Genomic DNA, 21,591 nt, shown 5'->3' with positions numbered 1-21,591 from the left:
GCTATTGGCCGACGCGCTGTCCCGGTGTCTCCGTCTCTCGGAGGAAATCGGCATGGTCGGCGTTGTGGTCGATGCCAAGCACGAGCACGCCAGGCGCTATTATGAGCGTTTCGAATTCGAACGATTCCCCGATGCCCCGCTCACCTTGTGGTTACCCACGGCAGCCATCGCCAAACTGTGAACCGGCACATCGAATTAAGTGTGGACGCGAGGGGTTATTAACCCGGCCTATATTTATAGGCCGGGTTAATCCGGGGCAGGGATGCCCCGGCGCGGCGACAAGCCGCGTGAGCCCAGGCCGGGCGTGTAACCGACCTGGGCGGCGGCCCGAAATACCAGGAGGGTATTTACGGGCCTGATTAATAATTCAATTGGCGCCCCGGATACGATTCGAATGTATGCCCATCCCCTTAGGAGTCCCGGTATGCTGCATTAAAGAAAGCGCAAGTTGATCGCAAATTTGACAACCTTTCCCGTCGCCACTGTTTTTGAAGCGTTGTGCAATGTAGGCAGGCTGAATTTCATAAATCAGGAAACTGCGTTCAATCAAGTCTGACTTCCATTATCGTTTGGACGAATTTGAGAGGACCGTAATGAGCGAAAAAGCATTGGTAACCATTACAGATGCCGCAAAGATCATCTCCGTGAGTCGCGCAACGGTCTACAGAATGATTCAGGCCGGCGATTATGATCAGCAAATTGCACAAGGAAAGAAGTCCAAGGAAGACGTACCGCAAGCGATTCGAGGCTATTTAGGGTGTCGATTCCCCAGAATGATCCGTTTGGGGCCTCGTTGCGTGCGCCTGAACCGGGCGGAAGTGGAGGCATGGATAGCTTCGAGAGCCTCCCAAGGCGTGTAACGTCATGCACTACGGCGATGGGATGAGAACTGCGGTGGGCTACGAAACTAGTCGTAACTTATTGATTTGGCGGAGAGGGAGGGATTCGAACCCTCGTGCCGGGTTTCCCCGACCATCCGATTTCGAGTCGGCGCCGTTATGACCGCTTCGGTACCTCTCCCCGGAAAAGGCTGATATGATACGACACTCTTGTTGAGAACTAAATGGTGGGGGACATGAATTTGTCTGAAGTCATGCCCTTCGGCCTAAACCTGAAAGACACCTTGGGCCGAAGTTTAGATCATGCGAAAAATGTAGACGATAAAAACAAATTCATAAGGGGGCGACAAAAAAAATCAGCATTAAAGCAATCCAACGTTTTCCGTTTCCTCGCTTATCTCTTCTTCACGGCTTCTTTCTCGGGGTGTACTCAAGAAACATCCCGGCCTTTAACCCAGTTGGAACGGATCAAGCAATCCGGTGAACTGCGGGTCGTAACCCGGTACGGGCCTTCCACTTACTATGAAAGTGTCAATGGAGCGGTTGGTCTGGAGCATGACTTGGCCGAGCTATTCGCCAGGCGCCTCGATGTCAAAGTGAAATTTATAGTGTCGGATTCGGCTAAGCAGGCAATCCAGACTCTTGATGACGGAGGCGCGGATATAGCGGCAGCAGGGCTGCTTATCGATGTGGTAAGGAAAAAGAAACTACGCTTTGCACCGCCTTACCGCGTTCTTACCGAACAAGTCTTGTACAGTGACGGCCGTCCGCGCCCGAACAGCATCGCCGATTTGGCCGGAGGCGTGTTGGAGGTTTCGGCGGGTACCAGCCATGTCAACACTCTCAAAGCGCTGAAGCGCAACTATCGAGACCTTAATTGGCAAATCAATTTCGATCAGGACGTTCACGAACTTCTGTTTCTCGTCAGTGAAGGGTTGGTCGATTACACCGTCGCCAATTCGGATCAAGCACTGATCATGCGGCGCTATTATCCGAAGCTGCAAGTCGCCTTCGATATCGGCAAAACCCGGGAGCTAGCCTGGGCTTTGCCCATGTCCGAAGATTCCAGCCTATATGACGAGACCGTTCGGTTTTTTCGGGAGATCAAGGAAAACAAGACACTGGATCAGTTGATCGATCGTTATTACGGCCACGCGGAAGCATTCGACGTGGCTTTGGACAGTTCTCTACGTCGCGATTATTTGACCCGTCTGCCCAAATTCAAGCGATGGTTCGTGCAGGCGGGCAGACGTTATGACATCGATTGGCGCCTTTTGGCGGCCATTGCTTATCAGGAATCGAAATGGCGCAGCACGGCCGTCTCCGCCGAAGGTGTGCGCGGCATGATGATGTTGACCGGCGTCACCGCCAAGGAGCTGAAAGTAACTGATCGATTTAATCCGGTCCAAAGCATTTTGGGCGGCGCGTCTTATCTTCGGCAGACTTTGGCTAACATTCCGTCGCAGATCGAAGACCCGGATCGTACCTGGTTTGCCTTGGCGGCCTATAACCTGGGTTATGGCCACATCGAGGATGCCCGGAATCTGGTTGCGCGGCGCGGTGGCGATCCCGACAAATGGATCGAAATCAAGAAAGTGTTGCCTCTGCTCGGGAAACCGAATTGGTATCGCAAAACCAAGTACGGTAAAGCGCGTGGCGCCGTGGCCGTTCATTATGTGAACAGCATACGCCGGTACTACGATCTGCTGGTTTGGCTCACCGAGGAAAATGCAACCGGCAAGATGGCGATGGGACCGGAAAAGTCCCGGGCCGAGGGCGTTTAGCGTCGTTCCTGAAAAAAGCGCTTGAGGAGGGTGCCGCACTCCTCCTTCAAGACGCCGCCCTGATATGCGACCTTATGATTGAGGAACTCGGTATCGGCTAGCTGCAACGCGCTGCAAACGGCGCCTCGCGTGGGATCCGGGGCGCCGAACACAATCCGTTTCACCCGGGCGTGAATGATGGCGCCCATGCACATCACGCAAGGCTCCAGCGTCACATAAAGAACGGTATCGACCAGCCGATAGTTACCAAGATTCGCGCCGGCCGCCCGAAGCGCCATGATCTCGGCGTGAGCGGTAGGATCGTTCGTGCCGATCGGGCAGTTCCGGCCTTCGGCGATCAATGCATTGTCCTTGACCAGCACTGCGCCCACCGGCACTTCGCCCATGTCGCCGGCCTGTTCGGCAAGCGCCAGGGCATGGCGCATCCAGTCTTCGTCGCTGGGAGCCATGGACAGGGGATCATTCCCACTCAATGGTGGCCGGCGGTTTGCCCGAGATGTCGTAGGTTACCCTTGATATACCGGGTACTTCGTTGATGATCCGGCGAGAGACGAGATCGAGAAAGTCGTAAGGCAGATGCGCCCAGCGGGCGGTCATAAAGTCTATCGTTTCAACGGCGCGCAGCGCGACGACGAAATCGTAGCGGCGTCCGTCGCCCATGACGCCGACCGATTTGACCGGCAGAAATACTGCGAAGGCCTGGCTGACCTTGTCATACAGTTCGTGCCGGCGAAGCTCTTCGATAAAGATGGCATCGGCGCGGCGCAGCAAATCGGCATAGTCCTTCTTGACTTCACCCAGAATGCGCACACCCAGGCCGGGGCCGGGAAACGGGTGGCGATAGACCATTTCATAGGGCAGGCCGAGTTCCAATCCGATCTGTCGGACCTCGTCCTTGAACAATTCCCGCAACGGTTCGACCAGCTTGAGATTCATGTTTTCCGGCAGGCCGCCTACGTTGTGATGGGATTTGATGACGTGGGCTTTTCCGGTCTTGGAGCCGGCGGATTCGATGACGTCCGGGTAAATCGTGCCCTGTGCCAGCCAGCGGGCATCGGTGATTTTGCCTGCCTCTTCGTCGAAGATTTCGACAAACAGTCTTCCAATAATTTTTCGCTTTTGTTCCGGATCGTCGACGCCTTCGAGCCCTTGCAGGAATCTGTCCTCGGCATCAACCCGAATGACTTGGACGCCCATATGCTGAGCAAAGGTGGTCATGACTTGGTCGCCTTCGTCGAGGCGCAGGAGTCCGGTATCGACGAATACGCAGGTGAGGCGATCGCCGATGGCTTTGTGCAGGAGTGCCGCGACAACCGAGGAGTCCACGCCGCCGGAAAGCCCGAGAACCACCCGGTCGCTCCCTACTTTGGCGCGAATGTTCTGCAAACTGTCCTCGATGATATTACGCGGCGTCCATAGGGCTTCGCAGCCGCAAATATCCAGCAGAAAACGTTCGAGGATGCGCTTCCCCTGCCGGGTATGGGTCACTTCCGGATGAAACTGGAGGCCGTAGTAGCCGCGTGCGTCGTCGGCCATGCCCGCAATGGGGGCGCTTTCGGTAGAGGCGATAAGTTTGAAGCCGGCCGGTAATGCCGTTACCTGATCGCCATGGCTCATCCAAACATCGAGCAGACCGTAACCTTCCGGCGTCGTGTGGTCTTCGATGTCGTATAACAGGCGGGAGTGGCCGTGGGCGCGAATCTGCGCATAACCGAACTCGCGGTGGGTGCAGGCTTCCACTCGGCCGCCCAGCTGCTCGGCCATGGTTTGCATGCCGTAGCAGATGCCGAGTACCGGCACGCCCAGATCGAACACGATGGCGGGGGCGCGGGGAGTGTCCGCCAGTGTGACGGTTTCCGGCCCTCCCGAGAGAACGATGCCCTGAGGCTGATACTCGCGAATGAATTGCTCGCTGCAATCGTACGGATGAATCTCGCAATACACGCCGATCTCCCGGATGCGGCGTGCGATCAATTGTGTGTATTGCGATCCGAAATCGAGAATTAAAACTTTTTGGGAATGGATATTTAATGCCATGGACAGGTACGTTTGCCTTTCTAATCGAGCCAGTAATTGGGTGCTTCCTTGGTAATCGTCACGTCGTGTACGTGGCTTTCCCGAACCCCGGCGGTAGTGACTCGAACGAAGCGGGCATTGTTGCGCATGGCTTCGATGGTGTCGCAACCCGTGTAGCCCATGGCCGAACGTACGCCCCCGATCAGTTGGTGAATGATGGCGATCAGGCTGCCTTTATAGGGGACACGGCCTTCGATGCCCTCGGGGACGAGCTTTTCGGCATCGGTGCTTTCCTGGAAGTAGCGATCGCTCGAACCCTGCTGCTGGGCCATGGCGCCTAACGAGCCCATTCCTCGATAGGATTTATATGACCGCCCCTGGTACAGCTCCACTTCGCCGGGGGCTTCTTCGGTGCCGGCGAACAGTCCACCGATCATGATCGAGTAGGCGCCCGCGGCCAATGCCTTGGCTACATCGCCGGAATAACGGATACCGCCGTCAGCAATGAGAGGAATCCCGGATCCCTTGAGCGCTTCCGCGACATTGGCCACGGCCGTTACCTGCGGGATGCCTACGCCGGCCACGATGCGGGTGGTGCAGATGGAACCGGGGCCGATGCCTACTTTTACCGCATCCGCTCCCGCCTTGACCAAATCTCTTGCCGCTTCGCCGGTGGCGATGTTTCCGCCGATCACCTGCACTTGCTTGAAGTTCTGCTTGACCCAGCGCACGCGGTCCAAAACGCCTTGGGAGTGTCCGTGAGCCGTGTCGACTACTATGACGTCGACGCCGGCTTCGACCAGCGCGGCTACTCGCTCTTCGGTGCCGGGACCGGTGCCGACGGCGGCGCCAACACGAAGGCGCTCCTGCTCGTCTTTACACGCCTGCGGATAGTCTTTGGCCTTTTGGATATCTTTGACAGTAATCAGTCCCCGAAGCTGAAAGTCGTTGTTAACGACCAGCACTTTTTCGATCCGGTGTTTATGGAGGAGGTGGATGGCTTCCTCCTTGCTGGCGCCTTCCTGCACCGTGACCAGCTTTTCCTTTGGCGTCATGGCCTTGGTGACCGGCTCGTCGTAGCGGGTTTCGAACCGCAGGTCGCGGCTGGTGACGATGCCCACGAGATTTTCACCGTCCACAACGGGCACGCCGGAAATTCTTCTCGAGCGGGTCAATTCCATGACTTCGCGAATAGTGGTATTCGGAGAAACCGTGATCGGCTCTTTGATTACCCCGCTTTCGTACTTCTTGACGCTTTGAACCTCATAGGCTTGACGGTCGACCGTCATGTTCTTATGGATGATGCCGATTCCGCCCTCTTGGGCCATGGTAATGGCCAGGCGGGATTCGGTTACCGTGTCCATGGCCGCGGATAGCAGAGGAATATTGAGGCTGATATTGCGGGTAAGTTGGGTTTTTAAGCTGACGTCGCGCGGCAGTACGGCCGAGTGAGCAGGAATAAGGAGGACATCGTCGAATGTGAGCGCTTCTTGAACGACATGCATGGTTTGCTCCCGCCAACTAAAATTTACAGATTCTATTGTAGATATCTATATGTTGCAATATCAGGTCTAGGTTTGAAGATGGAGCTCGAATACCTCGCGGTGTGGTTCTAATGTGAGTGTTGCGAAAACACAGGGGCTCTTCGGTTGAGCTCCATTTCCGAATCGGGATCGATTCCCTGTCCAATCAACGCGAAAACGGTCTGTGCCATGGCAGCCTGTGCTATGGGCTCAAAAAATGCGGCTTTCAGAGTCCAGGCGAACGCGGCGGTAAACACGTATTGCCACAGGCCGACGGATACGGGCAGCGCGCCGGCGATGTTCTTGATCGGGATCAAAAGTACCGCAAAAGCGACTGCAAAGCCCAAGAGCTCAAAAAGGCTCAAGTAAAGACGGTTCTTGAACAGTGCCGAAAAGTGCTGAATGTGAGCCGCCAGCGCATTTCGAGCCGAGCGCCAAGGATCGGCCGTATTCGTGAAGAAAAGCCAAGCCAAAATCGCTAGATCGTTGGCGGAAAAAATCCGACCCGCGATCCAGGTTAACGCTTGGGAGAGTCTCGGATTGTTCATCTTGTCTAGAGCGGGACCTAAATAGGTTTCCGGAAGTTTTTGCAGGGTTTCCTTAACGGAGAGATCCAGTTCCATCAATCCGGAAGCGCTGGGAAAGCGCCGTGCTACGAGCTGTTTCGCATAATCGATCTGGGCTTTGCCTTCCGGAATGGATTGTCCCTTGGACTGCTCGGCCAACAAAGCCAGATTTCCCGCCTTGATGTGATAAAGAAAGGTTGCGCGAAGCTTATACATTAAAAACGCACATCCGATGAATCCGGCGACGGCCCCGGCCGAAGCGAATGCGGTTGGATTCTGGCTCAAGGAACCCAGACCGATAGCGGTACCGGCACCGGCCGCCGTCATAAAGACATAGGCAAACGCTATCGCTAAGCATGCCAGCAGTCGATAAAGGACGAACGGCATTGATTTTTCAATGGTCCGCGTCGCGGCCAGCAAATTGAGGTCCGGCATCTCTTCCTCCAAGGTGGTTTTTGATTTTTGAGTTTTCTCGGGCAGGTCAAGTAGTTCGAATCTTAAGGAAAAACGGGGTTGTTTTTCCATAAAGTAAAAGTCCAGTTGTATCGGTGATTCGTTAAGATTTGCTCATCCGTCTCGATTTGCGCGGTGTCTTTGTCTTGGTCGTCGGCAGGTCGGTGTGCTGGGTTCGGAACGGCAGCGCCTTGCGGGCGATTCGAGTGCCTTCATGTTGATTTCCGATGCCTTCGGGCTGCCATGTCGGTACCAGATGATGCTTGCCGTTTCCGATCAGGTCTGCGCGTCCCATGCGTTTCAGGGCTTCCCGGAGCATCGGCCAGTTGTTGGGGTCGTGGTATCGGAGGAAAGCCTTGTGCAGGCGCCTTTGCTTAAGATTCTTGGGAACAAACACCGTTTCGCTGGTGCGTGTGACGCGGTGCAGCGGGTTCTTTCCGGAATGATACATGGCGGTTGCGGTGGCCATGGGGGAGGGGAGGAAGGCCTGAACCTGATCGGCCCGAAATCCATTGCGCTTGAGCCAAAGTGCGAGATTCAGCATGTCTTCGTCGGTGGTACCCGGATGGGCGGCGATGAAGTAGGGGATCAAGTATTGCTCCTTTCCGGCCTCCTTCGAGTATTTGTCGAACAAAGCCTTGAACCGGTCGTAAGTGCCGATGCCCGGTTTCAGCATCTTGGACAAGGGGCCCGGTTCGGTGTGCTCCGGCGCGATCTTCAAATAACCGCCGACATGATGGGCTGCGAGTTCTTTGACATATTCAGGCGAAGTCACGGCGAGGTCATATCGCAATCCCGAGGCAATCAAGATCTTCTTGATGCCCGGCAGTGCTCGGGCGCGGCGGTAAAGCCGGATTAGCGCCGTGTGGTCGGTATTCAGGTTTTTACAGATGCCGGGGTATACGCAGGACGGCCGGCGGCAGGCAGCTTCGATCGCTTTGTCCTTGCAGGCGAGCCGGTACATGTTCGCGGTCGGTCCGCCAATATCGGAGATGACTCCGGTAAAGGCCGGCGAGGTATCGCGAATGGTCTCTATTTCCCGGATGATCGAGTCTTCCGAACGGCTTTGAATAATGCGCCCTTCGTGTTCCGTGATCGAGCAGAAGGTGCAGCCGCCGAAACAGCCGCGCATGATGGTCACCGAATGCTGGATCATCTCGAACGCGGGAATCTTGCCGGTTCCGTAAGACTTGTGGGGAAGGCGCGAATAGGGCAGGCCGTAGACGCCGTCCATCTCCTTGGTGCCGAGCGGAATGGGCGGCGGGTTGATCCAGACGTCGCGGTCCCCGTGTCGCTGCACGAGCGCCCGAGCGTTACCGGGATTGGTCTCCTGGTGCAAAACGCGCGAGGCATGAGCATAGAGGACGGGATCGGCTTTGACCGCTTCATATGCCGGCAGGCGGATGACCAATCGATCGCCGGAAGTTCGGCGTTTGGTCAGGCGGATCAGCGCTTCGGACTTACTGCCGGAAGTTTCCTTCGTACATCCGGGTGATTCCCCGTGATAAGGATTCAGTTTGGGAGCCTGATTTCCAGGCGCATCCACGGATGTGGAGTCGAGCTCGGTCCATCCTGCGGGTGTCTGTTTGCGGATGAACGCGGTTCCGCGAATATCGGTCAATTGGTCGATGGATTCTCCCGCTGCAAGCCTGTGGGCGATCTCCACCACCTGGCGTTCGCCGTTGCCGTATACGAGAAGATCCCCCTTGGCATCGAGCAAAACCGAGCGGCGCACTGTGTCGGACCAATAATCGTAATGGGCGATCCGGCGGAGGCTCGCCTCGATCCCGCCCAAAACGATCGGCACATCCTTGAAGGCTTCTCGGCACCGCTGCGAATAGACAGTGACACAACGGTCCGGGCGTCTGTCGGGGGCTCCGTCGGGTGTGTAAGCGTCGTTCGAACGGACGCGGCGGTCCGACGTGTAGCGATTGACCATGGAATCCATGTTGCCGCCGGTGACGCCGAAAAACAGGTTGGGCTTGCCGAGTTCTCGAAAATCGTCGGCGGATGTCCAATCCGGCTGCGCGATAATGCCGACTCGAAAGCCCTGAGCCTCCAGCAGCCGGCCGATGATCGCCATGCCGAAGCTTGGGTGATCCACGTAAGCATCGCCCGTTACAATAATGATGTCGCACGAGTCCCAGCCCAAGGCGTCCATGTCGCCGCGGCTCATGGGGAGTTGCGGTGCTGTTCCGAAGCGCTTGGCCCAGTATTTTCGGTAAGAAAAAAGATCGGGAGTAATGTTCATCGCGAACTAGCGAAGAAGACAAATGAAAGGAATCGAACAGGAGAGAATCGAGAGCACGACTCCCCGTACAGTACCTGAGAATTCAACTGGGGATTCTAACGCGAAAATCCCGCCTTAGGCGCTAAAAAGCCGATCGGCCGGCTTTTCGTTCACAAAAATCCAAGAACGAAAGATGGGCGAAGCCTGTAACGAAAATCGAATGGTTTCTAAGGAAGAGGCTAAGGTCTTAATGGCGCGCGTGCCTTGGATTCGCGGATAACGCCCAGTCCCCAGATGCCCCATGATGCCGTTTTAAGCATCAATAAAGGAATAGCGACGGCTTTGAGCCCCCAAAGAACAACGGCTAGCGCGCTTGCTCCGGATAGGCTCCAAGCAAACACACCCCAACGTCCACCGACGACGACTCGAAGAAGACGCTTAGATGTATTTTGCAATTTGCTCATAGATAGATGGCATCCAGCAAGCGGGGGCAGTGTACCATGCGGCATCGATCGGTAGAGTGGCGGTAAAGTAGAGATCCGCAAAACGCCTACTGAATGCGTGCTCAAGAAAATCCTAGCAAGCGAATTTAATATAAGCAAATAAATTGTTAAGAATACGTAATCAATGCTTATTTCCTTCACGCATTAAAAAGCCACTGCCTGAGAGCGTGGCTCCAGGCAGTGGCTGTAGACGCAAACAGTGCTTAGAAAACTAAGCTAAGACGCCGTTAGCGTTGTGCCGGTGGTATATCCGGGCAGAGGTCTTTGCCGATCAGGTTCGAGATGCTCGCAAACACCTGCAGCAACACGCCCATGATGGCCAATGCCAGCCAGCCGAAGATCACGAAGCCGTAGTGCAAGGGCGCTACGAACAACTCTTCCATAAACCAGAAGGTGTGACCCCATTCGTTCAAGCCGACGTTCGGCAGAATCATGAACGGACCGGTCCACAGAATCAGGTACGCCAGCGACAAGCCTTTCGACGTCGAGAAGTGCGGCAGGCGGGTATGCGCATACAGGAACGCGCCACCACCCGTGATGATGTAGATCGGATAGCTCAGGTAGAACTCGATGATGTGCGACGGCGTGAAGTCGGTGTCGCGAACAATCGTCTGGTGCCAGGTGCCGTCCTGCTCGGTGAAGTAGCTCGCACCCCAGTAAATGGCCCATGCATACGCAAACAGCCAAATCAGGTGCGTCATGTTCCGGCGCAGTTCTTCCCGCGGCGCCAGTGCCGCCAGGTTGCGGTCACGGGTCTTCCACAGGTAGCCCCACAGAATCGAGGCGGTGACCACTTCCAGTACGATTTCGGTGTACAGGAAGTTCATCCAGTACGTCTCGAATTCCGGTGCGAACGAATCCAGACCGGCAGACCAGCCGTAGACCCCTTCATACCACCGAACCCAAAAATAAAAGACCGTGTACAGCATGAACGCAAAAGTCAGCCACTTTACGTTAAGTAAGGGTTGCTCTTTTGCTTCCACGCCACCTGCTGTTGTAGCAGCCATAGTTTTACCTCCATTGCTTGTTGTTAATTACCAATGAATGCCAGAGTACGTACGTGACATCTCTGACCCCGATTTAGAGTAAAGCTGCACAAAAAAATTCCGATCCGTAGGAAGAAATTTTTAACTGTGCGGCTTCTGCGTTGAAAATACGGAGAAGCCCTTCGAAACCCTAAATACAGGGCCTATCCCGATACTTTTCGGCGTACGGCAGGTTTGTCGGAACGCCCAACCGCAGCCAATGGTATCGAGTCAATACTGTATGCTCGGCTTATAAGTGATGTCAACTAGGATGTGTCAATTATTTTTCGACGAAGTTGATGGCAGGATTTGGTGCCGATCGGATCGGGCTGACAGGCTCGGATCGTCGATTTTTACGCTGAGATGTTGCGGGGTCTGGCTGGGTCGCCCAGCTTTATCACCAGCGGCAATCAGATAGACGTCCATGACACCGTAGTAGCTGATCACGAAGCGTTCGAAGAATCGAGCCAGCGGGCTATGGATGTTTTCTCGTTCAGTGATGGTCAATACGGTGCCGTCGCCATCTTCCGCAAGTTCGTAAATCCAAGTACCGTTTGAAAAACAAGCTAAAAGAGGTGATCTGCCAGCGTGGCGACGGGCTCGACTCGTGTACTTTGCGTATTCGGTTTGTCCATTATGCGGAAGTGGGCGGGTTTTTCGTTCCGTGATCAGGATGATAAGATCGGCCTAATGTAAAGCGGATTGTTTGTGGCTCATTCATAAGCCAGCCATGAGAAGGGAGGCGCTTGATCGGCGAGGCGGTAGTACCGGCGCAGCTATTGGTACTGATGCAAGTCCACCGCAAGACCGTCGATCCGTGTTTTATGAAATCCGTCAATCATGCGACCACAGTTATTCCCTCTATGAAGCCCCGTTATTCCTATTCGGCGGGATCTCCTATTCCGCATGGAGTTCATTTGCACAAAGGCGGGGTGAATTTCTCCCTGTTTAGTCGGCATGCGACCCGCGTTTGGTTGCTTTTGTTCGAAGATGTGCATGCCAGCAAGCCGTTTCAAGTCATCGAGCTCGATTCGCAACATCATAAGACCGGCGACATGTGGCATATCTGTGTCCTGGGGGCAGGAAGGAATCTAGTTTACGCCTTTCGCGTCGATGGGCCTTTTGCACCTGAACAAGGACATCGTTTCGATTCGACGAAAATGCTGCTGGATCCATACGCGACGGCGCTTGCCACGCCGCTACAGTGGAATTTTGCCGGTTTTTCTCCTCATGCCAAACCAACTGCGCTCGCTGATTCCGAGCGAGAAAACCCGGTGGCCGCCAAAAATCTTGTTACCGGCAACGGCTTTGACTGGGAGGACGATCGACCACTTTATCATCCATGGTCTAGCCTGGTGATTTACGAAACGCATGTACGCGGTTTGACGGTGCACCCATCGTCCGGCGTCAGGTCGCCGGGCAGTTATCTTGGTCTTATCGAAAAAATTTCGTACTTCAAACGGATCGGGATCACGGCCGTTGAGCTAATGCCTTTGCAGGAGTTCAATCCTAATGAGGTTACCGCGGTTAATCCTCTGACCCGAGAGAGGCTCCGCAATTACTGGGGCTACAACACTATCGCTTTTTTCGCGCCTTTCGAGGGGTATGGCAGTCGTCTGTATCCCGGCTGTCAGGTCGACGAATTCAAGACGATGGTCAAAGCCCTGCACAAAGCCGGAATCGAGGTGCTGCTCGATGTTGTGTTCAACCACACGGCGGAAGGCGATGAAACCGGACCGACGCTCAACTTCCGCGGTCTGGACAACAGCATTTATTACTTGCTGGAAGACGATAAAAGTCGCTACAAGAATTTCTCCGGTTGCGGCAATACCATGAACTGCAACCATCCCGTGGTTCGCAACTACATTCTCGACTGTCTGCGGTATTGGGTCGTGGAGATGCACGTGGACGGTTTCCGCTTCGATCTGGCCTCTATTTTGGGGCGAGACCGCAACGGCCATCTGGTGGCCAACGCGCCGCTCTTGGAGCAGATTGCCGAGGACCCGATTCTGCGCGACGTAAAGCTGATCGCCGAGGCTTGGGATGCGGGCGGCGCCTACTTGGTCGGACGTTTTCCCGGAGAGCGCTGGTCGGAGTGGAACGGCCAATATCGTGACGACGTGCGGCGCTACTGGCGCGGCGATCTCGGCACGGCCGGAGCTTTTGCCAGCCGATTATGCGGCAGCGCCGATCTTTACGAGCATAGCGGGAAGGCGACGGTTAACAGCATCAACTTCGTGACCTGTCACGACGGGTTTACGCTGAACGATCTGGTGAGCTACGAGTACAAACACAATCTGGCCAATGGCGAAGAGAATCGGGACGGTTCGAACGATAATCACAGCGCCAACTACGGCGTGGAAGGTCCGACCGACGATCCGATCATCAATCGAATTCGGCTCAGGCAGATGAAGAACTTCATCGCCACGCTTTTCGTTTCCCGCGGGGTGCCGATGATTTTGGGCGGAGATGAGTTCTGTCGCACTCAACTAGGCAACAACAACGCTTATTGCCAGGACAACGAGATTTCCTGGTACGACTGGAGGTTGCTGGCGCGGAATCAAGAATTCTTCGAATTCGTGCGGAATATGATTGCCTTTCGCGCGCGTCACCCGGTTCTGTCGTCGGAAAGGTTCTATAGGCCAGAAGACGTGAGCTGGTTCAATCCGTCCGGGCAGGTTCCCGACTGGCATTCGGAGAGCGCGGTGGGATGTCGGATTTATGCGGAAAAAGAAGGAGGGCAAGACCTTTGTCTGCTCTTCAATCCGCTGACCTATGCGACAAACTTCGTACTGCCGGATCTGCCGCACGATTCGGCTTGGCTTAGGGTGATCGATACCAGTGCCGCGCCGCCTTTCGATATTTGCCGGCCGGGCGACGGCATCCCGTTCGGCGGAAACTCATCCATTCGGATCGAGGAGCGCAGTATGATCGTGTTGCTTGCGGAGCGTAATCGCTAGTCTGAAAATGAAAACGGCCGGCTGTCCCGGCCGTCTTGCGTTTCTAAGACATGTACGAAACATTCACGGCGTTACCGTTTGAGTGGCCGAAAACTGATTTCCTTTATTGTCTCGAATTTCGGCTTTCAACTCTCCGGCCGTTTCCGGCACGAAATAGAAGCGGAAATTCGGGTCGGCGCTGATGGCGATATCGGTCTGTGCCGTGAGAACCGGTTTGTCGTTGAAGCTGACTTTTAGTTCTTCCACGAAGTGAGCCGGCTTGATCATCCGGGTCAATTGATCCATCTGCAGGCCGGTGATGTTCGGATGACTGATGAGCAGTTGAGCCAAATTCGGCTGTTGCAAGGCTGCTTTTTCATTGTCCAGCTTGAACTTCATCTTGCCCATGCGTGCCATGGCTGCCTCAAGATCGGTGCCTATGGGGGCCGAGCAGCCGCCGCTCGCTTTGACGAACACTTTGTTCATATGGAGCTTGCCGTCGTTGGTCTCGGCGATGGCGCGAATATGGGTGTAGGCGTTGACGCGTACCCGCATGGCCAGGTCGGCTTTTCCGCTTTCCGGTGTGAAGTGGAAGTTGGCGGAGAATGGAACCGGGTTGTTGTCGATGATCAAGGTCACGGTCTTGATGTATCGATCCTTGGTCTGCGGAATCTTGCTGTTGATCTGGATCGGTACCAAGGCCGGATCTTCTGCGCGATAAGGGGCGGTCAATTCGATGATTTGGTTGCCCTCTTCGATTGCGCGGTCGCCGAAAAATTTTTGTCTGAGTCCGCCGTTCCAGGCCGCTTCTTCCTCGCCGGCGGCGAACGCGGAGCCGGTTACTGCTAGTAAGTAGGCCAAGGCTAACCATAGACCTTTGTTTAACGCTATCAATTGTTTCATTGAGTTACTCTCCGGGTAAGTGTTCGGGGATTTAGTCGTCTTCCCACTCCAGTTCGGCGAATGCAGTGGAAATATTCCTCTTATGGAACTCGTCGAACAGTTGCCAGTCATCGCGGACCGATAAATCGACGTTCTCCATGGCATCCTCCATGGTTTTGTCATCTTTGATGAACGCTCTGATCTCGGACTGCAAAGTCTTGAGATAGCGCTCCTCGGGCTCCAATGCTCCAGGCCAATCGGCCGAAACCGGGCCGTGTCCCGGTATTGCCAGCTTGGCATCGATCGTTTTGAGTTGCTCGATCGTCGCGAGCCAGCCATTGAGGCTTCCGTCAACCACGGGTAAATGCCCCATGAACAGGAGATCGGCAAGCCAAAGGGTCTTGGTTTGAGCGTCGTAAATGCTGAGATCGTTGTCGGTGTGGGATGTCTTGTGTGCCCTCAAAAGCAGCGTTCTGGCGCCGAGCTCTAGCACGAGCGTGTCCCGAACCGAATGATCGGGCGGCACGAAGTTCTCGATCTTTAAACTGAAGCCGAGATCGCGCTCGGCCTTTTCTTGATAAAAGGGCGCGCGCATCGCCATGGCTTCGGCAAGCTTGTGATGGCCGATGAAACTGACGCCGGGCTGTTTGAATGCGATATTGCCGTAGATGTGATCCGGATGGACGTGGGTGTTGATGACGTAGCAGATCGGAGTCGTGGTGATGGATTCGATGGCGCTTCTCAAGGCATGGCCTTGCTCCGGGCTGCCCCCGGTATCAATCACCGCCACGCAACGCTGGCCGACTATGAAGCCGATATTTGCGATCTCGCCGCGGTTGTGGCTATCCGGCAGTTCGTGGACGCCCTGGTGAACGTAAATGCCCGGCGCGACCTGCTGAAGCGAGAGTTTGGGGATGTCGGTCTGGGCGGGGGCGTTTAGCGCGGTGAGCGACAGGATGAGCGCAATAACTGGAACTTTCATTAAGGTCTTGTGTCTTTTTCGTTGGCGATCAATAGATCGAGCAAAGCGCGGCTGGCCCGCGACCGCATTTTCGCTTCGGGCGCGATGATGTTCAACTGCCAGCGGAGGCCATCGGGCGGGTTGATCCGCCGTGATACCAAGCTGTTATTTTCATGGCGCATGGCCTGAATGGATGCAAAACCGATACCGAGTCCGGCCCGGACAGACTCTTTCACGCCCGCGACGCCCATCACCTCGATATTGACCGGCGCCGTAATATGCGCTTCGGCCAACGCGGTTTCGACGACTTGCCTCGCACCCGATCCCGGTTCGCGCCAGATGATTTGGTAGCGGGTAAAAACATCGAGAGGAACGGCCTCCGGATAAATTTCCGCGATTTCATGATTCTGGGGGACGATCAGCACGATTTCGTCCTCTTTCCACGGCAGCATGCGGAATGGCGCGGATAACTGCTCGGTCGCGACCGGGCCTTCGATGAAAGCCAAATCCAACTCCGGAAGATTTTGCACGATTTCTTGGGTATTGCCGGTATTGATATACACATGCACGCCGGGGTAGTCGGTTTGGAGTCTCACGACGTATTCGGGTAGGTAATAGCTGGCGATGGTCATCGTCGAGCCGATGCGCAAGGTTCCGACGTTGACCTGCTGTAAGCGGCGGATGTAGTCCTTCGCCTCGCGATAGTCGCGTTCCATGCGTTCGGCGTATTCGAGTAGACCTTGGCCTGCCGGTGTCAAAACGATTTGATGGCCGACTCGCTCGTACAGCGGTTCTCCGACGGCATCCTGAAGTAACTTCAGCTGCCCGGAGACGGCCGGTTGGCCTAGATTCAGCTGTTCAGCGGCTCGAGTGATGCTTTTCAGCTTTGCCACGATCGCAAAGGTCAGGAGAGACTGCAAGTTCATACATGATTCTGCATAAATATGCGTAACATCATGAAAAGTAATGGAAAATTCATGAATATCGATTTGAATTTGATGGACCCATCCGCTACAGTCGCGTACACCGATTCGACTACCCGCTAGAACGCGTTGTTTCTGCCGATGTTGAGGGCGCTGGGCCCGAGAACGGCTGTTTCCGAAGCACTATATTAAAGGTATGCACCGTATGACCACAGCTCCGGTTGCTTTTAAGAAAGTCAAGAAAAATAAGAGGATGGCGCCCAAGGGGCGCCTGATCGACCTCAAGGCCTTGGAGGAGATTCGTGCCTTGCTCGGCGAAGCGCCGCGTCGCCGGGATTTGCTGATCGAGCATCTGCATAAGATTCAGGATGCCTACAAGTATATTTCCGCAAAACATGTCGTTGCCTTGGCCCATGAGATGAAGCTTTCTCCAGCCGAGGTGTATGAGGTCGCTACCTTCTACCATCATTTCGATGTGGTCAAAGAGAACGAGACGCCTCCGCCGCCCTTGACGGTGCGCGTTTGCGAGTCGGTTTCCTGTGAAATGGCCGGTGCCAAGCCGTTGCTGGAAGCACTTCAAAAAGGGCTGGGAGAAGGGGTCCGCGTGATTCCGGCACCATGCGTCGGACGTTGCCAGCATGCGCCGGTTGCCGTGGTGGGGCAAAATCCGATCGATAATGCCAACGAAGAAACAGTACAGCAGGCGGTTGTCAGCAGGGCGGTCGAAGCCGAGGTCCCGGCTTACATCGATTATTCCCAGTATATCGCTCAGGGCGGATACCAAACCCTGAAGGCATGCATCGAAGGCAAGCGCAACCGCGAGTGGGCGATTAATGCCATGGAGCATTCCGGTTTGCGCGGTCTTGGCGGCGCCGGTTTTCCGGCGGGACGCAAGTGGCGGATCGTCAGTAGCTATCCGGGGCCGAGGCTCATGGCAGTGAACATCGACGAGGGCGAGCCGGGCACTTTCAAGGATCGCCATTACCTGGAAAGCGATCCTCACCGTTTTCTCGAAGGTATGCTGATCGCCGCGTGGGCGGTCGACATCAGCGAGATCTATATCTATCTTCGCGACGAGTATGCCGCCTGCCGCAAGATTCTTACCGAAGAACTGGCCAAGCTGCAGAGCAATCCGCCTTCCGCAACACACCTGATTCCGCCGATTCATCTACGGCGGGGGGCCGGCGCCTACATCTGTGGCGAGGAGTCGGCAATGATCGAATCCATCGAGGGCAAGCGCGGCATGCCGCGGCTCCGTCCTCCCTTCGTTGCCGAAGTCGGTTTGTTCGGCCGTCCCACGCTGGAGCACAACATGGAGACGGTGTTCTGGGTGCGCGACATTCTGGAGAAGGGACCCGAGTGGTTCTCTTCGTTCGGGCGGCACGGCCGTAAAGGATTGCGTTCGTTCTCGGTCAGCGGGCGCGTGCAGAAACCGGGAGTTCATCTGGCCCCCGCCGGTATCACCGTGCGCGAGCTGATCGACGAATACTGCGGCGGCATGCTGCCGGGACACGAGTTCTACGGCTACTTCCCCGGCGGCGCTTCCGGCGGAATTCTGCCGGCATCCATGGGCGATATTCCGCTGGATTTCGACACCTTGAATCAGTACGGCTGTTTTATCGGCTCCGCTGCCGTCGTCATCCTGTCCAACCAGGACAGCGCCAAGGCGATGGCGATCAACGCCATGAAGTTTTTCGAGGAAGAATCGTGCGGTCAATGCACGCCTTGCCGGGTCGGTACCGGCAAGGCGGTCAGGCTCATGCAAAAGGACCAATGGGACAAGCCCTTGCTGGACGACATCTCCAAGGTGATGACCGATGCATCCATCTGCGGCCTTGGTCAGGCGGCGGCAAATCCCTTGCAGTGCGTGTTCAAGTATTTCCCCCAAGAGCTTGAAAAGTAAGCGAGCTGAAATCCGTAGGAACGAGATATGGTTGCCAATCCCAAAGATTTAAAGACAGCGAAGACCGTCGGATTCAAGCTCGACGGCGAAGACATTCAGGCTTTCGAAGGCGAAACTATCCTTCAGGCGGCCAAGCGGCAGGGTAAGGAGATCCCGCATCTGTGTTACAAAGACGGCTACCGGCCGGACGGCAATTGTCGCGCCTGCGTGGTGGAGATCAAGGGCGAACGTGTCCTGGCGCCGTCCTGTTGCCGTTATCCGCAGGAAGGGATGGATGTATCGAGCACGAGCGAGAGGGCTCGCACTTCTCAAAAGCTGGTGCTGGAGCTTCTGCTCTCCGATATGCCGGAGCAAGGCAAATCGCCTTATAACCCTCATTCCGAGCTGGATTTCTGGGCAGACAAGCTGGAGGTCGGGAACCCTCGATTCCCCGGTCGAGGGCAGCCGGCTCCCGATTTTTCGCACCCCGCCATCGCCGTGAATCTGGACGCCTGCATCCAGTGCACGCGTTGCGTGCGGGCCTGCCGCGAAGAGCAGATGAATGACGTGATCGGCTACGCGTTCCGCGGGCATCACTCCAAGATCGTTTTCGATCAGGACGACCCGATGGGCGAGAGTACCTGCGTGGCCTGCGGTGAATGCGTGCAGGCGTGCCCGACCGGTGCCTTGATGCCGTCCAAGAATGTCGGCCTGGTCGAACCCGACAAGAAGATCGATTCCACCTGCCCTTACTGCGGCGTCGGGTGTCTTCTGACCTTCAACGTCAAGGACAACAAGATCCTTTACGTCGATGGACGCGACGGCGATACCAATCACAGCCGTCTCTGCGTCAAGGGTCGGTTCGGTTTCGATTACGTCCACAATCCCTTGCGCCTGACCAAGCCTCTGATCCGCAAGGAAGGCGTGGCGAAGACCACGGAACTGCTCGATCCTAAGGACATCGAGCAGGTCTTCCGTGAGGCGACCTGGGAGGAAGCACTGGATTTCGCCGCTTCCGGACTCCGCAAGATTCGTGACGAGAAGGGCCCCCAAGCTTTGGCCGGCTTTGGCTCGGCCAAAGGCAGCAACGAAGAGGCTTATTTGTTCCAGAAACTGGTGCGTACCGGCTTCGGCACCAATAACGTCGATCATTGCACCCGCTTGTGTCATGCCTCGTCGGTTGCGGCTTTGCTGGAGTGCATCGGTTCCGGCGCGGTATCGAATCCGGTGGAAGATGTCGCGAAGGCCGAGGTCATCGTCCTCATCGGGTCCAATCCCACGGTCAATCACCCGGTTGCGGCCACGTGGTTCAAGAATGCAGTGCGGAACGGCACCAAGCTCATCGTGATGGATCCGATCCGCACGGAAATTTGTCGCTTCGCGACCTATTCGCTGCAGTTCCGTCCGGATACCGACGTGGCCTTGCTCAACGCGATCATGCATACCATCGTTGCGGAAGGCCTATACAACGAGGAATACATCCGAAAGCACACCGAAGGCTTCGAACAGCTGAGAGAGCACCTGAAGGACTACAATCCTGACCTGATGGCTCCCGTGTGCGGCATCCCAGCGGAAACCATCAAGGAGGTGGCTCGTCTTTATGCCAAGTCCAAGGCGGCGATGATCCTCTGGGGAATGGGGGTGTCCCAGCACGTCCACGGTACCGACAATGCCCGTTGCTTGATCTCTCTCGCTCTGATGACCGGCCAGATCGGCCGTCCGGGCACCGGTTTGCATCCGCTGCGCGGACAAAACAACGTGCAGGGTGCGTCCGATGTGGGGCTTATCCCCATGGTCTATCCGGATTATCAGCCGGTCGGCGATGCCGAAGTCCGCGCAAAGTTCGAAAAGCTGTGGAGTACTCAACTCGACCCCAAGCCAGGCCTTACCGTGGTCGAAATCATCCATGCCATCCATGATGGCAAGCTGAACGGTCTCTATATCGAGGGTGAAAACCCGGCCATGTCCGATCCCAATCAGAACCACGCCCGCGAAGCCTTGGCGATGCTGGAGCACTGCGTGGTGCAGGACATCTTCCTGACCGAAACGGCCGGCTTCGCCGACGTGATTCTGCCGGCCTCGGCTTTCCCAGAAAAGACCGGGACCTTTACCAATACGGATCGCCGTGTTCAGTTGGGACGGCAAGCCATCGACCCGCCGGGCGACGCTCGACAGGACTGGTGGATCATTCAGGAAATCGCGCGGCGTATGGGGTTGGACTGGAATTACTCCGGCCCTAAGGATGTGTTCAACGAAATGCGCCAGGCGATGGGCAGCATCGCCGGTATTACCTGGGACCGGCTGGAGCGGGACGACTCCGTCATCTACCCGTGCGAGCAAGAGGGTGATCCCGGTGAACCGGTCATTTTTGTGGATGAGTTTCCGCGCAAGGGCGGCAAGGGATTGTTCGTTCCTGCGGTATTCAGCCGCGCGAACGAACTGCCCGACAATGACTATCCGTTTGTCTTCATTACCGGCCGGCAGCTCGAGCACTGGCATACCGGCAGTATGACCCGGCATGCGAGCGTTCTGGATGCGATCGAGCCCGATCCGGTTGTCTCGATTCATCCGCTCGACTTGGAAGCCTTGGGCGGCAAGCCAGGCGAATTGATTACCATCGAATCGAGGCGCGGCAAGATCTCCGCCTATGCGAGGGTCGATACTGGGTTGCAGCCGGGAAGCTTATTCATGGCCTTCTGTTACAACGAAGCCTCGGCCAATCTGATCACCAACGAGGCGTTGGATCCCTACGGTAAAATACCTGAATTCAAGTTCTGCGCCGTCAAAGTTACACCCGGCGGCAAGTTGTCCGAACGGATCAGTTAATCGATAGATTGATCTAGGGCAGCCCTGACGGCGGATTTGTCGTCAGGGCTTTCTTGCGTGTTGCCCAAAAAACCCGTCTAACCGTGCTGTGCCGGGCTTCGCAGCAGTTCTTGCATTATTGACTTTTAATCCGAAATACTTCAACTTACGCACGCAGACGGGCTTGTCGGGGAATTTCCACGAGTACCTTAGGGAATGTTTCCTTACGCAACATAAAATCCGTCCTATTGTTTTTAGGG

At 55.8% G+C, this 21,591-nt stretch carries 16 protein-coding genes and 1 tRNA gene; 6 read left to right on the top strand and 11 right to left on the bottom strand.

Going from position 1 to position 21,591, the window contains the following annotated elements; translation table 11 throughout:
- Nucleotides 1–52: 52 nt before the first annotated feature.
- A complete protein-coding gene (locus ACWJJK_RS18480; protein WP_276205391.1) occupies nt 53–181 on the top strand; it encodes a hypothetical protein in 129 nt (42 codons plus the stop codon).
- A gap of 412 nt (nt 182–593) precedes the next feature.
- Nucleotides 594–860, top strand: a complete 267-nt coding sequence (locus ACWJJK_RS18475; protein ID WP_139841076.1) for a helix-turn-helix transcriptional regulator — start codon at nt 594–596, stop codon at nt 858–860.
- Between the two features lie 67 nt (nt 861–927).
- Here ACWJJK_RS18475 and ACWJJK_RS18470 read toward each other — a convergent pair.
- Nucleotides 928–1,020: transfer RNA gene (locus tag ACWJJK_RS18470), tRNA-Ser, on the bottom strand.
- A gap of 154 nt (nt 1,021–1,174) precedes the next feature.
- On the opposite strand from ACWJJK_RS18470, the gene mltF reads away from it, so the two are divergent.
- Complete coding sequence (gene mltF, locus ACWJJK_RS18465) at nt 1,175–2,623, top strand: membrane-bound lytic murein transglycosylase MltF (RefSeq protein WP_454129054.1); 1,449 nt, start codon at nt 1,175–1,177, stop codon at nt 2,621–2,623.
- On the opposite strand, the gene tadA is transcribed toward mltF, so the two are convergent.
- From tadA to ACWJJK_RS18430, 7 genes are all read right to left on the bottom strand, one after another.
- Nucleotides 2,620–3,072 (bottom strand): tRNA adenosine(34) deaminase TadA, encoded by a 453-nt coding sequence (gene tadA, locus ACWJJK_RS18460; protein ID WP_077730316.1) that lies wholly within the window; start codon nt 3,070–3,072, stop codon nt 2,620–2,622. The two genes, mltF and tadA, sit on opposite strands and share 4 nt — an antisense overlap.
- A 10-nt stretch (nt 3,073–3,082) precedes the next feature.
- Nucleotides 3,083–4,660 (bottom strand): glutamine-hydrolyzing GMP synthase, encoded by a 1,578-nt coding sequence (gene guaA / locus ACWJJK_RS18455; protein WP_454128351.1) that lies wholly within the window; start codon nt 4,658–4,660, stop codon nt 3,083–3,085.
- Between the two features lie 20 nt (nt 4,661–4,680).
- Nucleotides 4,681–6,144, bottom strand: coding sequence for an IMP dehydrogenase (guaB, locus tag ACWJJK_RS18450; protein ID WP_086134245.1), 1,464 nt, complete (start codon nt 6,142–6,144; stop codon nt 4,681–4,683).
- Nucleotides 6,145–6,251: 107 nt separating this feature from the next.
- Nucleotides 6,252–7,253, bottom strand: coding sequence for a hypothetical protein (locus tag ACWJJK_RS18445; RefSeq protein ID WP_077730319.1), 1,002 nt, complete (start codon nt 7,251–7,253; stop codon nt 6,252–6,254).
- Between the two features lie 31 nt (nt 7,254–7,284).
- Nucleotides 7,285–9,432 (bottom strand): YgiQ family radical SAM protein, encoded by a 2,148-nt coding sequence (locus ACWJJK_RS18440; RefSeq protein WP_454128350.1) that lies wholly within the window; start codon nt 9,430–9,432, stop codon nt 7,285–7,287.
- Between the two features lie 709 nt (nt 9,433–10,141).
- Complete coding sequence (gene amoC / locus ACWJJK_RS18435) at nt 10,142–10,921, bottom strand: bacterial ammonia monooxygenase, subunit AmoC (RefSeq protein WP_156879665.1); 780 nt, start codon at nt 10,919–10,921, stop codon at nt 10,142–10,144.
- A 294-nt stretch (nt 10,922–11,215) separates the two neighbouring features.
- Nucleotides 11,216–11,446 (bottom strand): hypothetical protein, encoded by a 231-nt coding sequence (locus tag ACWJJK_RS18430; RefSeq protein WP_139841078.1) that lies wholly within the window; start codon nt 11,444–11,446, stop codon nt 11,216–11,218.
- Nucleotides 11,447–11,727: 281 nt separating this feature from the next.
- Between ACWJJK_RS18430 and glgX the strand changes: the two genes are divergently transcribed.
- Nucleotides 11,728–13,899 (top strand): glycogen debranching protein GlgX, encoded by a 2,172-nt coding sequence (glgX, locus tag ACWJJK_RS18425; protein ID WP_434101832.1) that lies wholly within the window; start codon nt 11,728–11,730, stop codon nt 13,897–13,899.
- 63 nt (nt 13,900–13,962) lie between these two features.
- Here the strand turns inward: glgX and ACWJJK_RS18420 are convergent, their stop codons facing one another.
- From ACWJJK_RS18420 to ACWJJK_RS18410, 3 genes are read right to left on the bottom strand one after another with little or no spacing between them, the layout of a single operon-like run.
- Entirely contained in the window at nt 13,963–14,781 is an 819-nt protein-coding gene (locus ACWJJK_RS18420) for a quinoprotein dehydrogenase-associated SoxYZ-like carrier (RefSeq protein WP_077730323.1), read from the bottom strand.
- Between the two features lie 31 nt (nt 14,782–14,812).
- The gene (locus ACWJJK_RS18415; protein WP_077730324.1) at nt 14,813–15,742 is read right to left on the bottom strand and encodes a quinoprotein relay system zinc metallohydrolase 2; all 930 of its coding nucleotides are present in this window, start codon (nt 15,740–15,742) and stop codon (nt 14,813–14,815) included.
- Nucleotides 15,742–16,647 (bottom strand): LysR family transcriptional regulator, encoded by a 906-nt coding sequence (locus ACWJJK_RS18410; protein ID WP_077730325.1) that lies wholly within the window; start codon nt 16,645–16,647, stop codon nt 15,742–15,744. Before ACWJJK_RS18410 ends, ACWJJK_RS18415 begins: the two co-directional genes overlap by 1 nt.
- Before the next feature lie 202 nt (nt 16,648–16,849).
- On the opposite strand from ACWJJK_RS18410, the gene ACWJJK_RS18405 reads away from it, so the two are divergent.
- On the top strand, nt 16,850–18,547 hold the full coding sequence (locus ACWJJK_RS18405; protein WP_454128349.1) for an NAD(P)H-dependent oxidoreductase subunit E: 1,698 nt from the start codon (nt 16,850–16,852) through the stop codon (nt 18,545–18,547).
- A 27-nt stretch (nt 18,548–18,574) separates the two neighbouring features.
- A complete protein-coding gene (gene fdhF, locus ACWJJK_RS18400; protein WP_086134250.1) occupies nt 18,575–21,352 on the top strand; it encodes a formate dehydrogenase subunit alpha in 2,778 nt (925 codons plus the stop codon).
- The last annotated feature ends 239 nt before the right edge of the window (nt 21,353–21,591 follow it).

The organism is Methylocaldum gracile (assembly GCF_053646815.1).
Note: the sequence above shows the minus strand (reverse complement) of the source record. Positions and strands in the feature narration are given on the sequence as shown.

Bases quoted from the DNA above. Each gene is read 5' to 3' on its own strand.
- ACWJJK_RS18480 (WP_276205391.1), top strand. From the start codon at position 53: ATGGTCGGCGTTGTGGTCGATGCCAAGCACGAGCACGCCAGGCGCTAT.
- ACWJJK_RS18475 (WP_139841076.1), top strand. From the start codon at position 594: ATGAGCGAAAAAGCATTGGTAACCATTACAGATGCCGCAAAGATCATC.
- tadA (WP_077730316.1), bottom strand. From the start codon at position 3,072: ATGGCTCCCAGCGACGAAGACTGGATGCGCCATGCCCTGGCGCTTGCC.
- guaA (WP_454128351.1), bottom strand. From the start codon at position 4,660: ATGGCATTAAATATCCATTCCCAAAAAGTTTTAATTCTCGATTTCGGA.
- guaB (WP_086134245.1), bottom strand. From the start codon at position 6,144: ATGCATGTCGTTCAAGAAGCGCTCACATTCGACGATGTCCTCCTTATT.
- ACWJJK_RS18445 (WP_077730319.1), bottom strand. From the start codon at position 7,253: ATGGAAAAACAACCCCGTTTTTCCTTAAGATTCGAACTACTTGACCTG.
- ACWJJK_RS18440 (WP_454128350.1), bottom strand. From the start codon at position 9,432: ATGAACATTACTCCCGATCTTTTTTCTTACCGAAAATACTGGGCCAAG.
- amoC (WP_156879665.1), bottom strand. From the start codon at position 10,921: ATGGCTGCTACAACAGCAGGTGGCGTGGAAGCAAAAGAGCAACCCTTA.
- glgX (WP_434101832.1), top strand. From the start codon at position 11,728: ATGCAAGTCCACCGCAAGACCGTCGATCCGTGTTTTATGAAATCCGTC.
- ACWJJK_RS18420 (WP_077730323.1), bottom strand. From the start codon at position 14,781: ATGAAACAATTGATAGCGTTAAACAAAGGTCTATGGTTAGCCTTGGCC.
- ACWJJK_RS18415 (WP_077730324.1), bottom strand. From the start codon at position 15,742: ATGAAAGTTCCAGTTATTGCGCTCATCCTGTCGCTCACCGCGCTAAAC.
- ACWJJK_RS18410 (WP_077730325.1), bottom strand. From the start codon at position 16,647: ATGAACTTGCAGTCTCTCCTGACCTTTGCGATCGTGGCAAAGCTGAAA.
- ACWJJK_RS18405 (WP_454128349.1), top strand. From the start codon at position 16,850: ATGACCACAGCTCCGGTTGCTTTTAAGAAAGTCAAGAAAAATAAGAGG.
- fdhF (WP_086134250.1), top strand. From the start codon at position 18,575: ATGGTTGCCAATCCCAAAGATTTAAAGACAGCGAAGACCGTCGGATTC.